Annotated in this window: 17 protein-coding genes; 3 read left to right on the top strand and 14 right to left on the bottom strand. The window is 71.4% G+C overall.

The window, feature by feature from the left end; translation table 11 throughout:
* Window positions 1–16: 16 nt before the first annotated feature.
* The 4 genes from OG828_RS36310 to hisI form a co-directional block, all read right to left on the bottom strand.
* The gene (locus OG828_RS36310; RefSeq protein ID WP_328366381.1) at window positions 17–271 is read right to left on the bottom strand and encodes an HGxxPAAW family protein; all 255 of its coding nucleotides are present in this window, start codon (window positions 269–271) and stop codon (window positions 17–19) included.
* Window positions 272–491: 220 nt separating this feature from the next.
* Window positions 492–1,133, bottom strand: a complete 642-nt coding sequence (locus OG828_RS36305; RefSeq protein WP_210576081.1) for a TIGR02234 family membrane protein — start codon at window positions 1,131–1,133, stop codon at window positions 492–494.
* 52 nt (window positions 1,134–1,185) lie between these two features.
* Complete coding sequence (locus OG828_RS36300; RefSeq protein ID WP_328503551.1) at window positions 1,186–2,664, bottom strand: anthranilate synthase component I; 1,479 nt, start codon at window positions 2,662–2,664, stop codon at window positions 1,186–1,188.
* Between the two features lie 11 nt (window positions 2,665–2,675).
* Window positions 2,676–3,074: a phosphoribosyl-AMP cyclohydrolase gene (gene hisI, locus OG828_RS36295; RefSeq protein ID WP_328366368.1), complete on the bottom strand. Its 399-nt coding sequence runs from the start codon at window positions 3,072–3,074 to the stop codon at window positions 2,676–2,678.
* Between the two features lie 110 nt (window positions 3,075–3,184).
* Here hisI and OG828_RS36290 point away from each other — a divergent pair, with 110 nt between their 5' ends.
* Window positions 3,185–3,820 carry a TIGR03085 family metal-binding protein gene (locus OG828_RS36290; protein ID WP_210576087.1) on the top strand — a complete coding sequence of 212 codons (636 nt, stop codon included), beginning with the start codon at window positions 3,185–3,187 and terminating at the stop codon, window positions 3,818–3,820.
* A 3-nt stretch (window positions 3,821–3,823) separates the two neighbouring features.
* Here the strand turns inward: OG828_RS36290 and OG828_RS36285 are convergent, their stop codons facing one another.
* From OG828_RS36285 to hisD, 10 genes are all read right to left on the bottom strand, one after another.
* Complete coding sequence (locus OG828_RS36285) at window positions 3,824–5,068, bottom strand: MFS transporter (protein ID WP_328503550.1); 1,245 nt, start codon at window positions 5,066–5,068, stop codon at window positions 3,824–3,826.
* Window positions 5,069–5,111: 43 nt separating this feature from the next.
* Window positions 5,112–5,696, bottom strand: a complete 585-nt coding sequence (locus OG828_RS36280; protein WP_328503549.1) for an ArsR/SmtB family transcription factor — start codon at window positions 5,694–5,696, stop codon at window positions 5,112–5,114.
* A gap of 112 nt (window positions 5,697–5,808) precedes the next feature.
* Window positions 5,809–6,564 carry an imidazole glycerol phosphate synthase subunit HisF gene (gene hisF / locus OG828_RS36275; protein WP_328503548.1) on the bottom strand — a complete coding sequence of 252 codons (756 nt, stop codon included), beginning with the start codon at window positions 6,562–6,564 and terminating at the stop codon, window positions 5,809–5,811.
* Window positions 6,561–6,956, bottom strand: coding sequence for a RidA family protein (locus OG828_RS36270; RefSeq protein WP_328366357.1), 396 nt, complete (start codon window positions 6,954–6,956; stop codon window positions 6,561–6,563). The genes hisF and OG828_RS36270 overlap by 4 nt, the downstream gene beginning before the upstream one ends.
* Complete coding sequence (priA, locus tag OG828_RS36265) at window positions 6,953–7,678, bottom strand: bifunctional 1-(5-phosphoribosyl)-5-((5-phosphoribosylamino)methylideneamino)imidazole-4-carboxamide isomerase/phosphoribosylanthranilate isomerase PriA (RefSeq protein WP_328366355.1); 726 nt, start codon at window positions 7,676–7,678, stop codon at window positions 6,953–6,955. Before priA ends, OG828_RS36270 begins: the two co-directional genes overlap by 4 nt.
* The gene (gene hisH, locus OG828_RS36260) at window positions 7,675–8,316 is read right to left on the bottom strand and encodes an imidazole glycerol phosphate synthase subunit HisH (protein ID WP_301979193.1); all 642 of its coding nucleotides are present in this window, start codon (window positions 8,314–8,316) and stop codon (window positions 7,675–7,677) included. The genes priA and hisH overlap by 4 nt, the downstream gene beginning before the upstream one ends.
* Window positions 8,313–8,477, bottom strand: coding sequence for a hypothetical protein (locus OG828_RS36255; RefSeq protein ID WP_328366347.1), 165 nt, complete (start codon window positions 8,475–8,477; stop codon window positions 8,313–8,315). Before OG828_RS36255 ends, hisH begins: the two co-directional genes overlap by 4 nt.
* Complete coding sequence (gene hisB / locus OG828_RS36250; RefSeq protein ID WP_328366344.1) at window positions 8,474–9,067, bottom strand: imidazoleglycerol-phosphate dehydratase HisB; 594 nt, start codon at window positions 9,065–9,067, stop codon at window positions 8,474–8,476. Before hisB ends, OG828_RS36255 begins: the two co-directional genes overlap by 4 nt.
* On the bottom strand, window positions 9,067–10,170 hold the full coding sequence (locus tag OG828_RS36245) for a histidinol-phosphate transaminase (protein ID WP_328503547.1): 1,104 nt from the start codon (window positions 10,168–10,170) through the stop codon (window positions 9,067–9,069). The genes hisB and OG828_RS36245 overlap by 1 nt, the downstream gene beginning before the upstream one ends.
* Complete coding sequence (gene hisD / locus OG828_RS36240) at window positions 10,167–11,492, bottom strand: histidinol dehydrogenase (protein ID WP_328503546.1); 1,326 nt, start codon at window positions 11,490–11,492, stop codon at window positions 10,167–10,169. Before hisD ends, OG828_RS36245 begins: the two co-directional genes overlap by 4 nt.
* A gap of 158 nt (window positions 11,493–11,650) precedes the next feature.
* On the opposite strand from hisD, the gene OG828_RS36235 reads away from it, so the two are divergent.
* Both OG828_RS36235 and OG828_RS36230 read left to right on the top strand, forming a co-directional pair.
* A complete protein-coding gene (locus OG828_RS36235; RefSeq protein ID WP_328503545.1) occupies window positions 11,651–13,228 on the top strand; it encodes an oxidoreductase in 1,578 nt (525 codons plus the stop codon).
* A gap of 84 nt (window positions 13,229–13,312) precedes the next feature.
* Window positions 13,313–14,053: an LON peptidase substrate-binding domain-containing protein gene (locus tag OG828_RS36230; protein ID WP_328366333.1), complete on the top strand. Its 741-nt coding sequence runs from the start codon at window positions 13,313–13,315 to the stop codon at window positions 14,051–14,053.
* The last annotated feature ends 7 nt before the right edge of the window (window positions 14,054–14,060 follow it).

Below are 14,060 nucleotides of genomic sequence, written 5' to 3'. Positions count from 1 at the left end.
TGCGCTGTACGGGACTTCAGCCGCTGATACCGGCCGGCCGGTGCTTCTCCGAGAGCGTCTGGTACGCCGCGTGCTGGTCCTTCGACTGGCCCAGGCCCATGCCCTTCATGATCCAGCCGACGACGCCACCGAGGACCGTGACTCCCAGACCGGCCCAGAAGCCCACGGGGCTGGCCAGCACCATGAAGGCGCCCGAGATGCAGAAACCGATGAACGCGATAGTGACACCGGTCCAGGCGGCCGGGGTGTGACCGTGGCTGCTGCCCGCCATTGCTTGCTCCTCGTTGCTGTGTGCCGTTGCTGTGTGCCTGTGTGAGCCGAACGCTCGCCATCATTGTCCCGCACGGCCCCGCGTGCAGTGATCAGGGGTACGCACAGCGCCCCCGAAGGGGTGCGGGGCTGTGTCAATATGCGGCTCCGCCGCGTGGGCGCGACCAGCCACGACGGCGCGCAGACGACCGACGCCCCATAGCGGCACCGACAGCCGAGCTTCACGCTCCGGTGGGATCCTCGCCGCGGTCCAGCGCCTTCCACAGGTCCTCGGGACGATCCGGGTCGACGACGGGCGCCTTACGACGCGGCCGAGGCGCCCCGGACCGCTCGTACCGACCGGACATCGCAGGCCACAGCCGCCCATAGCGCAGGGCGAGCAGTCCGGCGAGCAGAATCAGGACACCGCCGACCGCCGCCACGTACGGCCAGGCGGTGTGGGTGAGCGCGTCGACCCCCGCGGCGGTGTCCCCGGTGGTTTCCGCGGCCTTCTCGTCGAGCGCCGAGCTGTCGGACGCGCCGAACACGGCCGCCACGACGATCCCGGCGCCGGACAGCGCGAGTAGCGCCGAGACCAGCAGCCGCCCGGACTTGCGGACGGCGAAGACGGCGACGAGCGCGGCGAGGCCCACTATGGCGAGGGCCGCGGGCACGCCCGTGACGTCGCTGCCTTTCGCGGTCAGCGGGAAGGAGCCGCCGGCCACGGTCGCGGTGCCCTCCGACCACTGCTGGCGGGTGGCCAGCAGCGCCACGGCCGCGCCGAGCGCGCCGGCCAGCAGGGCGACGGCGAGGCTGAGGCGGCCCGCCCGGGCGGGTCCTGCGGCTTCGGAACGGGGGTGAGGAACAGCAGTCACGTACTCCACTATCGCGCGAACCCCGGGCGAACCGTCACCCGGGGTTCACGTGAGACCCGTCCTACTTTCCGAGCCGGTTCGCCGTGTGCACCGCGCGCAGCACCGCCGCCGCCTTGTTGCGGCACTCGGTGTCCTCGGCGACCGGGTCGGAGTCGGCGACGATGCCCGCGCCGGCCTGGACGTAGGCGGTGCCGTCGCGCAGGAGTGCCGTACGGATGGCGATGGCGGTGTCGGAGTCGCCGGCGAAGTCGAGGTAGCCGACGCAGCCGCCGTACAACCCCCGCCGGGACGGCTCGAGTTCGTCGATGATCTGCATCGCGCGGGGCTTGGGGGCGCCGGAGAGGGTGCCGGCCGGGAAGCAGGCGGTGAGGACGTCGAAGGCGGTGCGGCCCGCGGCGACCCGGCCGGTGACCGTCGAGACGATGTGCATCACGTGCGAGTAGCGCTCGATGGACATGAAGTCCACGACCTCGACCGAGCCGGGTTCGCAGACCCGCCCGAGGTCGTTGCGCCCGAGGTCGACGAGCATCAGGTGCTCGGCGCGCTCCTTGGGGTCGGCGAGCAGCTCGTCGGCGAGGGCCTGGTCCTCCTGCGGGGTGGCACCGCGCCACCGGGTGCCGGCGATGGGGTGGACCATGGCCCGCCCGTCCTCGACCTTGACGAGCGCTTCGGGGGACGAGCCGACGACGTCGAAGCCCTCGAAGCGGAACAGGTACATGTACGGGGAGGGGTTGGTCGCCCGCAGTACCCGGTAGACGTCCAACGCGCTTGCCGTGCACGGCGTTTCGAAGCGCTGGGAGGGAACCACCTGGAAGGCCTCGCCGGCCCGGATGCGCTCCTTGATGTCCTCGACGGCGTCCTGGAAGTCGGGGCCGCCCCAGAGTGCCGTGTACTCGGGGAGTTCGGAGGGCGGGAGCACGGCGGGCGGCTGGGCGACCGCGCGCGTGAGGTCGGCCTCCATGGCGTCGAGGCGGGCGACCGCGTCGGCGTGGGCCTCGTCGACGCCGGTGTCGAGGTCGTTGTGGTTGATCGCGTTGGCGATCAGCAGGACGGAGCCCTCCCAGTGGTCCATGACGGCGAGGTCGCTGGTGAGGAGCATGGTCAGCTCGGGCAGCTTGAGGTCGTCCCGCTCGCCGGGGCCGATCTTCTCCAGGCGGCGCACGATGTCGTAGCCGAGGTAGCCGACCATGCCGCCGGTGAAGGGCGGCATGCCCTCCTGGTGCGGGGTGTGCAGGGCCTCGATGGTGGCGCGCAGGGCGGCGAGGGGGTCGCCGGCCGTGGGGACGCCGACGGGTGGGGTGCCGAGCCAGTGGGCCTGGCCGTCCCGCTCGGTGAGCGTCGCCGCGGAACGCACGCCGACGAAGGAGTAGCGGGACCAGGAGCGGCCGTTCTCCGCGGACTCCAGCAGGAAGGTGCCGGGGCGCTCGGCGGCGAGCTTGCGGTAGAGCGCGACCGGGGTGTCGCCGTCCGCGAGGAGCTTGCGGGTGACGGGGATGACTCGCCGGTCGGTGGCCAGCTTGCGGAACGTCTCGAGGTCCATGGCGGCTGACCTTACTGATGCGGGGCGGACGGGCCGGAGTCGGCGCCGTCCTTGAGCAGGACGTCGGCGTCGAAGCAGGTGCGGGCGCCGGTGTGGCAGGCGGCGCCGACCTGGTCGACCCTGACCAGCACGGTGTCGGCGTCGCAGTCGAGGGCGACGGACTTGACGTGCTGGAAGTGGCCGGAGGTGTCGCCCTTGACCCAGTACTCCTGGCGGCTGCGCGACCAGTAGGTGCAGCGGCCGGTGGTGAGCGTCCGATGCAGCGCCTCGTCGTCCATCCAGCCGAGCATCAGCACCTCACCGGTGTCGTACTGCTGGGCGATGGCGGGCAGGAGTCCGTCGGCGCTGCGCTTGAGCCGCGCGGCGATCTCCGGGTCGAGGCGGCTGGACTGCCGGGGCGTGCTGGTCATGCCGACCATTGTGCCGCGCGGCACTGACAGTGCTGATGGAGTGTCCAGTACCCGGACCGTACAGGTGCTGTCCATTGGGCGGACCCGGTGCGTGGTCGTACGCTGACTGCATGTCGACTTTCGCCAAGCGTGAACGACTTCTCCTGGCCGACCTCCTGGAGGCCGAGGGCCCCGACGCCCCCACCCTCTGCGAGGGCTGGCGGACCCGTGATCTCGCCGCGCACGTGGTGGTGCGCGAGCGTCGCCCCGATGCCGCCGGCGGCATCCTCATCAAGCAGCTGGCGCCGCGCCTGGAGCGGGTGATGGCGGAGTTCACCGCCAAGCCGTACGAGGAGCTGATCCAGCTGATCCGTACCGGCCCGCCGCGCTTCTCGCCGTTCGCGCTCAAGCAGCTCGACGAGATGTCCAACACGATCGAGTACTACGTCCACACCGAGGACGTACGCCGCGCCCAGCCCGACTGGACTCCCCGCGAGCTCGACCCCGTCTTCCAGGACGCCCTCTGGTCCCGCCTGGAGCGCTCCGCCCGCCTGATGGGCCGCGGCGTCCCGACCGGCCTCGTCCTGCGCCGCCCCGACGGCCAGACAGCGGTCGCCCACCGCGGCACCCCGGTCGTCACGGTGACCGGCGAGCCGTCGGAACTGCTGCTCTTCGCGTACGGCCGGCAGAACGCCGCCAAGGTGGAGCTGGAGGGCGAGGAGGACGCGATCACCAAGCTGCACGAGACGAAGCAGCTGGGGATCTGAGGGTCACTTGGGGAGCTCTGCGCGGCGCAGGGAGCCCGCGCAGAGGGCGATGACACCACCCAGGGCGCTGACCACGGCGCCCACCACGAAGACCGGTCCGGTGCCCCACAGCTCGGCCGCCCAGCCGACCACCGGGAAGGTGAGCGGCGCGACGCCGAAGCCGACGAGCGTGGAGGCGGCGGTGACCCGGCCGACGTAGGCCGGGCCCGCCGCCGCCTGGACCAGCGCCCCGCACAGGGCGCCGGACAGACCGGCCGACAGGCCGATGAGCAGGGCCACCCCGACCGCCCCGGGCACAGACGTCACCTGCGCCAGCGCCCCGATCGCCACGGCCCCGAGGAGGCTCGTCACCGCGGCCACGGCTCCGGCCCTGGGCACCCGGCCGCGCCAGGTCAGCAGGAACGAGGCCGCGCCCGCGCCGGTCCCGAAGCCGGCCAGTACCCAGCCCATGCCGGACGAGCCCCAGCCGCGCTCCTGCGCGAGGAGGGTCAGGCCGAGGTTCATCGGGCCGACGAAGCCGAGGTCGGTGAGGGCCGCGGCGATCACCAGCGGGCGCAGCACCGCGTCCCGCCGGATGTGGCGCAGCCCGTCCCGCAGCTCCGCCAGGACCGCGCCCCGGGGCGACGCGTCGTCCGGCGGCAGCCTGCCGACCCGGACCGCCAGCAGCAGCGGCAGGGACACCCCGACGAGCAGCGCGGCCAGCCCGAACGCGCCCGCCGTACCGCCGACGGCGACACCGAGGCCGCCGAGCGGTCCGCCGAGGACGTTCGCGAGCCGGGTCGCGAGGCCGCGCATGCCCTGGACGCGGGCGAGCTGGCCGCGTCCGGTGATCCGTGCGGGCAGGGCGCCGGCGGCAGGCAGGAACACGGCGTCGACGACACCGAAGAGCACGGCGACCGCACCCAGCACCCACAGCCCCGGGCTGGTGGCGAGGAGCAGGACGGCCGCGGTCAGCACGAGAGCGGCGCGCGCGGCGGTGCTGACGAGCACGGTACGGCGCGGCCCATAGCGGTCGGCCACCACTCCCCCGCCGAGCATCAGCAGGGCACGCGGCAGCGCACTGGCCGCGGTGACCAGTCCGGCCTGGGCGGGGGTGCCGGACTGGACGGCGGCCCAGGACAGGGCGATGAAGTAGACGTTGTCGCCGACCGCGGACGAGACGTACGCGCCCAGCCATCGCAGGACGTTGGGGTCGCGGTGGGCCGGTCTCTCCTTCAGGCCGGCCCCGGGCACGAGCGTGCTGGTCACGGCGGACCGTCCTCTCGGATACGGACTCTCAGGTACCGGGCTCTCAGGTGCGGAAAGGGAAGCCGTACGTGTGCACCGCGACGTTCTCGCGGCCCTCGGTGTCGCCCGCGGCAACGGCGGCCCGGCCGCGCTCCTCGTACCGGCGGACCAGGGCGTACATCTCCTTGGACATCGCCGAGAGTTCGTCGGGGGTGAGCCTGAGCAGCCACTCGGAGGAGTCGGACGCCGTCGTCCACGCGTCACTCCAGTGGGCCCGTTCGTCGAGGTAGCGGCGGTACATGTCGGCGCGCTGCTCGAAGAAGAGGCGGCTCGCCGCTGTGTGCGCGGCGGCCTTCTCCGGGGCGTCCCTGAAGTCCTCGTCGTGGATGGACACCCCTTCGGAAGCGGGCTGCCACCAGCGCTCCCGACCGTCCGCGCCCTGCGCCTCGGACTCCTCGATGAGCCCGTGTTCGGCGAGTTTGCGCAGGTGGTAGCTGACCAGCGAGACGGCCTCGTCGACCTGGTCGGCGAGCTGGGACGCGGTCGCCGAACGCGCGATGATCAGGCACCGGTACAGCTGGGCCCGTAGCGGATGCGCGAGCGCCTTGAGGGTGCCCACGTCCTTGATGCGCCTCTCCCGATCCGTCATGCCACTCACGCTAGATGGGAAATAAAAGTTGCACAATATATTTTGCGCAACTTCTCTTTCCCATCTCCGCATGAAAAAGCCCCGGCCGAAACCGACCGGGGCTCAGCTCCCGCTAGCGGACGGGGTGTCCCGCCTCCCGCAACGTCTCCTTCACCTCGCCGATCCGCAGGTCGCCGAAGTGGAAGACCGATGCCGCGAGGACCGCGTCCGCGCCCGCGGCGATGGCCGGCGGGAAGTGGGCGAGCCGGCCCGCGCCGCCGGAGGCGATGAGGGGGACGGTCACGTGCTTGCGGACGGCCTCGATCATCTCGATGTCGTAGCCGTCCTTCGTGCCGTCCGCGTCCATCGAGTTGAGCAGGATCTCGCCCGCGCCCAGCTCGGCGGCCCGGTGCGCCCACTCGATCGCGTCGATGCCGGTGCCCTTGCGGCCGCCGTGGGTCGTGACCTCGAAGGTGCCTTCGGGAGTGCGGCGCGCGTCCACCGACAGGACCAGCACCTGCCGGCCGAACCGCTCCGCGATCTCGCGGATCAGGTCGGGACGGGCGATGGCCGCCGTGTTGACGCCCACCTTGTCCGCGCCCGCCCGCAGCAGCTTGTCCACGTCCTCGGCCGTGCGGACGCCGCCGCCGACCGTGAGCGGGATGAACACCTGCTCGGCGGTGCGGCGCACCACGTCGTACGTCGTCTCGCGGTTGCCGGAGGACGCGGTGATGTCCAGGAAGGTCAGTTCGTCGGCGCCCTCGGCGTCGTACACCTTGGCCATCTCGACGGGGTCGCCCGCGTCGCGCAGGTTCTGGAAGTTGACGCCCTTGACGACCCGGCCGTTGTCCACGTCCAGGCAGGGGATGACTCGTACGGCCAGGGTCATGCGGATGCTCCTCGGAACGCCTCCACCTCGACCTCGACGACCAGGCTGGGGTCCACGAAGCCGGAGACGATGATCATGGATGCGGCGGGCCGGACGGAGTCGAACAGCTCCTTGTGAGCACGTCCGATGTCGTCCACGTCCCGGGCGTGGGTGATGTACATACGCGTGCGTACGACGTCGTCCCGGCCGAGACCCAGCTCCGCCAGCGCCGCGAACGCGACCTCGAAGGCGTTGACCGTCTGCTCGTACGGACCGCCGCCGGCGATCTCACCGTCCACTATGGACGTGCAACCGGACACCAGCACCAAGCCGTTCGGCAGCTCCACCGCGCGGGAGTAGCCGAAGGTCTCCTCCCAGGGCGCACCGGTCGTGACACGCCGTAGGTCGCTCACTGGGCTACCGCCTCCAAGGCCTCTTCCAAGGTGAACGCCTTCGCGTACAGGGCCTTCCCTACGATCGAGCCCTCCACGCCCAGCGGGACGAGCTCGGCGATGGCCCGCAGGTCGTCCAGCGAGGACACGCCGCCGGAGGCCACGACCGGGCGGTCGGTCGCCGCGCAGACGTTCTTCAGCAGCTCCAGGTTGGGGCCCTGCAGCGTGCCGTCCTTCGCGATGTCGGTGACCACGTACCGCGCGCAGCCCTCCTTGTTGAGGCGCTCCAGCGTCTCGTAGAGGTCGCCGCCGTCGCGGGTCCAGCCGCGCCCGCGGAGCGTGGTGCCCCGTACGTCCAGACCCACCGCGATCTTGTCGCCGTGCTCGGCGATGACCTTCGCGACCCACTCCGGCGTCTCCAGGGCGGCCGTCCCCAGATTCACCCGGGTGCAGCCGGTGGCCAGGGCCGCCGCCAGCGAGGCGTCGTCCCGGATGCCGCCGGACAGCTCGACCTTGATGTCCATCGCCTTGGTCACCTCGGCGATCAGCGCGCGGTTGTCGCCGGTGCCGAACGCGGCGTCCAGGTCGACCAGGTGCAGCCACTCGGCGCCCGCCCGCTGCCAGGCGAGGGCCGCCTCCAGGGGGGAGCCGTACGACGTCTCGGTCCCGGACTCTCCATGCACGAGGCGGACGGCCTGGCCGTCGCGGACGTCGACGGCGGGGAGGAGTTCGAGCTTGCTCACAGTGTTCCGATCCAGTTGGTGAGGAGCTGGGCTCCGGCGTCGCCGGACTTCTCGGGGTGGAACTGCGTCGCCCACAGGGCGCCGTTCTCCACGGCGGCCACGAAGGGCTTGCCGTGCGTCGACCAGGTCACCTTGGGGGCCGTCAGCGTCGGGTTGTGGACCTCGAGGTTCCAGTCGTGGACGGCGTACGAGTGCACGAAGTAGAAGCGCGCGTCCGCGTCCAGACCGGCGAACAGCTCGGAGCCGGGCGCCACGTCCACGGTGTTCCAGCCCATGTGGGGCACGATGTCGGCCTGCAGCGGCTCGACCGAGCCGGGCCACTCGTCGAGGCCGCCGGTCTCGACGCCGTGCTCGATGCCGCGCGCGAACAGGATCTGCATGCCGACGCAGATGCCCATGACGGGACGGCCGCCGGCCAGGCGACGGTCGACGATCCAGTCGCCGCGGGCCTCGGTCAGCCCCTTCATGCAGGCGGCGAAGGCCCCGACGCCGGGCACGAGGAGCCCGTCGGCGTTCATGGCCTTGTCGTAGTCACGGGTGATCTCGACGTCGGCGCCCACGCGCGCGAGGGCACGCTCGGCCGACCTCACATTGCCGAAGCCGTAGTCGAAGACCACGACCTGCTTGGGCGCACTCAATTCCACACCTCCAGCCTCAGGACACCGGCGACGAGACACATCCCGGCGCCGATCGAGAGCAGCACGATGAGGCTCTTCGGCATCTCCTGCTTGGCGAAGGAGTAGATGCCGCCGAGAAGGAAAAGACCGACGACGAGCAGAACCGTGGAGGTGCCGTTCACAGCGCGCCCTTCGTCGAGGGGAGGATGCCGGCCGCGCGCGGGTCCCGCTCGCTGGCGTACCGCAGCGCCCGGGCCAGCGCCTTGAACTGGCACTCCACGATGTGGTGCGCGTTGCGCCCGTACGGCACGTGCACGTGCAGCGCGATCTGGGCCTGGGCGACGAAGGACTCCAGGATGTGCCGGGTCATCGTGGTGTCGTACTCGCCGATCATCGGCGCCATCTTCTCGGGCTCGGTGTGCACGAGGTAGGGGCGGCCGGACAGGTCGACGGTGACCTGGGCGAGGGACTCGTCAAGGGGCACTGTGCAGTTCCCGAATCGATAAATCCCCACCTTGTCGCCGAGCGCCTGCTTGAAGGCGGCGCCCAGCGCGAGGGCGGTGTCCTCGATGGTGTGGTGCGAGTCGATGTGCAGGTCGCCCTCGGTCTTCACGGTCAGGTCGAACAGACCGTGCCGGCCGAGCTGGTCGAGCATGTGGTCGTAGAAGCCGACGCCGGTCGACACATCGACCTTGCCGCTGCCGTCGAGATCGATCTCGACGACCACCGACGTCTCCTTGGTGACGCGCTCCACGCGTCCTACGCGGCTCATCAGCTCTGCTCCTTCTTGAGTTCACGGACCGCGTCGAGGAACGCGTCGTTCTCCTGTGGGGTTCCGGCGCTGACCCGCAGCCACCCCGCGATGCCGTTGTCGCGGACCAGGACGCCCTGGTCGAGGATCCGCTGCCAGGCCGTGTGAGAGTCCTCGAACCGGCCGAACTGCACGAAGTTCGCATCGGACTCGACGACTTCGTAGCCGGCCGCCCGCAACTCGCTCACCAGCCGGTCCCGCTCGGCCTTCAGCTGCTCGACGTACTTCAGCAGTGTGTCGGTGTGCTCCAGGGCCGCGAGCGCGGTCGCCTGGGTGATCGCCGAGAGGTGGTAGGGCAGCCGTACGAGCTGGACGGCGTCGACGACGGCCGGGTGCGCGGCGAGGTAGCCGAGGCGGAGTCCGGCCGCGCCGAACGCCTTCGACATCGTCCGCGACACGACGAGATACGGCCGGCCTTCGAGCAGCGGCAGCAGCGAGTCGCCGTGGCTGAACTCGATGTACGCCTCGTCTACGACGACCATTGACGGCTTCGCCGCCTGCGCGGCCTCGTACAGCGCGAGGACCGTCTCGGGCGGAACCGCGTTGCCCGTGGGGTTGTTGGGGGTGGTGATGAAGACGACGTCCGGCCGGTTCTCGGCGATCGCCTTCTCGGCGGCGGCGACATCGATCGTGAAGTCGTCGTCGCGGGGACCCGAGATCCAGCCCGTCCCGGTGCCGCGCGCGATGAGCGCGTGCATCGAGTACGACGGCTCGAAGCCGATCGCCGTACGGCCAGGTCCGCCGAAGGTCTGCAGCAGCTGCTGGATGACCTCGTTGGAGCCGTTGGCCGCCCAGACGTTCGCCGGGCCGACCTCGTGACCGGACGTGTCGGTCAGGTACCTGGCCAGCTGGGTACGCAGTTCGACCGCGTCCCGGTCCGGGTAGCGGTTGAGGTTCCGGGCCGCCTCGCGGACGCGCTCGGCGATCCGTTCGACCAGGGGCTCGGGCAGGGGGTACGGGTTCTCGTTGGTGTTCAGCCGTACGGGGACGTCCAACTGGGGCGCGCCATAAGGGGACTTGCCGCGCAACTCGTCCCGTACGGGGAGATCGTCGATGCCAGTCACTTGTCCTCGGGTACCTTCCAGCCGAACCTCGCCTTGATCGCCGCACCGTGCGCCGGCAGGTCCTCCGCCTCCGCCAGCGTCACCACGTGCCGCGCCACGTCGGCCAGCGCGTCCCGCGTGTAGTCGACGATGTGGATGCCGCGCAGGAAGGACTGGACCGACAGGCCCGAGGAGTGGCAGGCGCAACCACCGGTGGGCAGGACGTGGTTGGACCCGGCGGCGTAGTCGCCGAGCGAGACCGGCGCCCAGGGGCCGATGAAGATGGCGCCGGCGTTCTTCACCCGGTCCGCGACCGCGGCAGCCTCGGCCGTCTGGATCTCCAGGTGCTCGGCACCGTACGCGTCCACCACCCGCAGCCCCTCGTCGACGCCGTCGACGAGCACGATCGCGGACTGCCGCCCCTTCAGCGCCGGGACGATCCGGTCCTCGATGTGCTTTGTTGCCGCGACCTGCGGCTCCAGCTCCTTCTCCACCGCGTCGGCCAGCTCCACGGAGTCGGTCACCAGGACGGCCGCGGCCAGCGGGTCGTGCTCGGCCTGGCTGATCAGGTCGGAGGCGACATGCGCCGGGTCGGCGGTGGCGTCGGCCAGGACCGCGATCTCGGTCGGGCCCGCCTCGGCGTCGATGCCGATCTTGCCGGTGAAGTAGCGCTTGGCGGCGGCGACCCAGATGTTGCCGGGGCCGGTGACCATGTTGGCGGGCGGGCAGGACTCGGTGCCGTACGCGAACATCGCGACGGCCGTGGCGCCACCGGCCGCGTACACCTCGTCGACGCCGAGCAACGCGCAGGCGGCGAGGATCGTCGGGTGCGGCAGGCCCCCGAACTCGGCCTGCGCCGGGGAAGCGAGCGCGATCGACCCGACGCCGGCCTCCTGCGCGGGCACGACGTTCATGATCACGGAGGACGGGTAGACCGACCGGCCGCCGGGCGCGTAGAGCCCGACCCGCTCGACCGGCACCCACTTCTCGGTGACCGAGCCACCGGGCACGACCTGGGTCGTGTGCGTTGTACGGCGCTGCTCGCGGTGGACGAGACGGGCGCGCCGGATGGACTCCTCCAGGGCGGCGCGCACGGCCGGGTCGAGCTCTTCGAGTGCCTTGTCGAGTGCCTCGGCCGGGACCCGTACGGAATCCAGACGCACCCCGTCGAACTTCTCGGCGAAGTCGATCAGCGCCGCGTCGCCCCGATGATGCACGGCCTCGCAGATCGGACGCACCTTCTCGAGGGCGGCCGCAACGTCGAAGTCGGCTCGGGGCAGCAGGTCGCGCAGGGCGGGACCCTCCGGGAGGGCGTCGCCGCGCAGATCGATTCGGGAGATCACGGGCTCAATTCTCGCAGACCGGAGTCGGGCGTCGTTCGCGTGTATCAATGGCTGATACACGACACGGAAGATCCTCTTCACCGTTGGTGTTCGGGGCGTCACTCAGCGGGCATGAACGGTTGTACGAAACCTATGAGTAACAGGAGGAAGGAACCACCGTGACCGAGGGGGCCGGCCTCCGCGCCGGGGAGCTGCCTGACGATCTGACCGCCGCCGAGGCCGGCATGTGGCAGGCCTTCCGCAACGGCAGCGTGTACGACCTGAGCAGCGGCGACCCGATCGTCGACGATCCGCACGGCGGGCGCCCGTGGGGACCGGAGCGGACGGTGCGGGCGCGGATCGTGTGCTGGCTGCTGCTGGACGGCCCGCCCGCCCTCGCGGGCCGCGTGTCGTCGCTGAAGCTCACCGGCGTGCAGATCAGCGGCACCCTGGACCTCGCCGGCGGCACGGTCACGCCCTACGTCGAGCTGCGCGGCTGCCGTTTCGAGCGGGAGGTCCTGCTGCCGGAGGCCCACTTCACCACCGTACGGCTGGTGGACTGCTCGGTGCCGCGGCTGGAGGCGGCCCGGGTGCACACGGAGGGCGATCTGCATCTGCCGCGCTGCCGCTTCCACAACGGGGTACGGCTGACCGACGCGCAGATCGGCACGGATCTGCTGATCAACCAGGCCATCGTCTACCGGGACCGCAGCGGGCGCTCCATCTCCGGGGACGGCATGACCATCGGCCAGGACCTCCAGGCCGAGCTGCTCGAATCGCACGGCGAGCTGCGGCTGCGCGGGGCCAACGTCGGCGTGTCGCTGAGTCTGCGGGGCGCCCGGCTGGCCAACCCGTACACCCGGTTCGCGTTGAACGCGCCTCAGCTGACCGTGGGGCGGACGCTGTATCTCACGCCCGCCGGTGTCGGCAGCGTGCTGCTGAGCGGGGGCACACCCGCGCGCGGGACGCGGGTCCAGCGGGTCGAGTGCGAGGGCGGGGTGCGGCTGGACGACGGGCGGTTCGGGGACTCCGTCGACTTCGAGCGGGCCCGGTTCACCTTCACCGACGAGCAGGAGCTGTCGCTGCGGCGGGTGCAGACACCGGAGTTGCGCTTCCTCGGCGAGCGGCCGGCGCGCGGGCGTGTCGTGCTCTCGGGGGCGAAGATCGTCAACCTGATGGACCGGAGGGACAGCTGGCCGGGCCCCGGGCGGCTGCACATGGGCGGCTTCGCCTACGAGAACCTCGTGCCGCGCGGCCCGTTCCCGCTCGCCGAGCGGCTGGAGTGGGTGGCCGCCGCGACCGCCGAGTACAACCCGGAGCCGTACGAGCGGCTGGCCACCGTGCTGCGGGCCGGGGGCGAGGACGAGGACGCCCGCGAGGTGCTGCTGGCCAAGCAGCGCCGGCGGCGCGAGACGCTGCCGGCGGCGGCCAAGCTGTGGGGGTATGCGCAGGACTGGACCGTGGCCTACGGCTACCGGCCCGGCCGGGCGGCGGTCTGGATGGCGCTGCTGTGGGCGGCGAGCTCGGTGGCCTTCACGCACGCCGACCATCCGCCGATCAAGTCCGGTGAGCATCCGCCGTGGAACCCGGCCCTCTTCGCGCTCGACCTGCTCCTGCCGGTCATCGACCTCGGTCAGGTGGGTTTCTGGCGGCTGGGCGGCGGCTGGCAGTGGCTGGCCGCGGCGATGATCGTGGTCGGCTGGATCCTTGCGACGACGGTGGCGGCGGGGGCGACGCGGCTGCTGCGACGGGGGTGAAGGGGGATGAAGGACGTGCGGCAGCTGCCCACCAGGTGGTCGGTGCGCACGCGCGTTCTCCCGCGACCACTAGGCTTTTGCGCCGTGACCACCGTCCGGCTTCCGCTCTTCCCCCTGAACTCGGTGCTGTTCCCGGGACTCGTGCTCCCGTTGAACGTCTTCGAGGAGCGTTATCGCGCCATGATGCGCGAACTGCTCAAGTCCCCCGAGGACGAACCGCGCCGTTTCGGCGTCGTGGCGATCCGCGACGGCCACGAGGTGGCCGCCAGCGCGCCCGGCATGCCGGACCCGACGGCCCTGCCCGAGCGCGGGCCCGCCGCCGGCTTCGGCGCCGACCCCGTCAAGGCGTTCCACGGCGTGGGCTGTGTGGCCGACGCGGCGACCATCCGGGAGCGGCCCGACGGCACGTTCGAGGTACTGGCGACGGGGACGACCCGGGTGCGGCTGCTGTCGGTCGACACGTCCGGTCCCTTCCTGACGGCCGAGCTGGAGGAACTGACGGAGGAGCGCGGCGACGAGGCGGGGGCGCTGGCCGAGGGGGTGCTGCGGGCGTTCCGGCAGTACCAGAAGCGGCTGGCGGGCGCCCGGGAGCGGTCGCTGACGACGAACGGGGAGCTGCCGGACGAGCCGGCCGTGGTCTCGTATCTCGTGGCCGCCGCGATGATGCTGGACACCCCGACGAAGCAGCGTCTGCTCCAGGCGCCGGACACCGCGTCCCGGCTGCGCGACGAACTGAAACTCCTTCGCTCCGAGACGGCCATCATCCGTAACCTGCCGTCATTGCCGGCGTCGGACCTGACGCGCGGCGCGACGAACCTCAACTGAACCTGGA

The sequence above is a fragment of the Streptomyces sp. NBC_00457 genome, from assembly GCF_036014015.1.
GTDB lineage: Bacteria > Actinomycetota > Actinomycetes > Streptomycetales > Streptomycetaceae > Streptomyces.
This window is presented reverse-complemented; position numbering and strand designations above follow the sequence as displayed.

What these genes read in the sequence shown, in the direction of transcription:
- OG828_RS36310 (WP_328366381.1), bottom strand. Translation starts at nt 271, where the DNA reads ATGGCGGGCAGCAGCCACGGTCACACCCCGGCCGCCTGGACCGGTGTC.
- OG828_RS36300 (WP_328503551.1), bottom strand. Translation starts at nt 2,664, where the DNA reads ATGGACCTCGAGACGTTCCGCAAGCTGGCCACCGACCGGCGAGTCATC.
- hisI (WP_328366368.1), bottom strand. Translation starts at nt 3,074, where the DNA reads ATGACCAGCACGCCCCGGCAGTCCAGCCGCCTCGACCCGGAGATCGCC.
- OG828_RS36290 (WP_210576087.1), top strand. Translation starts at nt 3,185, where the DNA reads ATGTCGACTTTCGCCAAGCGTGAACGACTTCTCCTGGCCGACCTCCTG.
- OG828_RS36280 (WP_328503549.1), bottom strand. Translation starts at nt 5,696, where the DNA reads ATGACGGATCGGGAGAGGCGCATCAAGGACGTGGGCACCCTCAAGGCG.
- hisF (WP_328503548.1), bottom strand. Translation starts at nt 6,564, where the DNA reads ATGACCCTGGCCGTACGAGTCATCCCCTGCCTGGACGTGGACAACGGC.
- hisB (WP_328366344.1), bottom strand. Translation starts at nt 9,067, where the DNA reads ATGAGCCGCGTAGGACGCGTGGAGCGCGTCACCAAGGAGACGTCGGTG.